This window comes from Streptomonospora wellingtoniae (assembly GCF_031845375.1).
Classification (GTDB): Bacteria; Actinomycetota; Actinomycetes; order Streptosporangiales; family Streptosporangiaceae; genus Streptomonospora; species Streptomonospora wellingtoniae.
This window is the reverse complement of record NZ_JAVREK010000085.1, coordinates 1-379: the sequence shown is the minus strand read 5'-3', so window position 1 is coordinate 379 and position 379 is coordinate 1. Positions and strand designations below refer to the sequence as shown.

Below are 379 nucleotides of genomic sequence, written 5' to 3'. Positions count from 1 at the left end.
ATGCAATTGGCTGGGAAGATTGATTGTCCGAGTGGGAAAGCAGAAACGGGTTCAAAGAGTTTTACTAAAGGTGGAAATGAAAATTTCACTAAGGAATTACTAGAAACCAAACCCAAAAATTCACCAGTTCCAAAGAAATGGCTAGATAAAGGTGGTAGTATAAGTATAGATGAAAATAAAGTCTGGACTTATACCAATAAGAACGGAGTTTCTATAAGGTATCCAGATGGGTATCCAGACTTCTCCAGATATCAGCATCCAGTTGTCGCACCTGTAAAGATTAATTTCACGTCAACTAGACGGCTTGATTTTAAGGAAGCCAATTTAAAAGCTGGTTTAGGCAGAGAATCTACACCATCAGTACCAGCAAGCGATAGAC

General features: G+C 38.8%; 1 protein-coding gene. It reads left to right on the top strand.

What is annotated here, in order from left to right:
• Positions 1-379, top strand: a 379-nt coding sequence (locus RM446_RS24735; RefSeq protein WP_311547850.1) for a hypothetical protein, incomplete at both ends; no start/stop codon positions are given.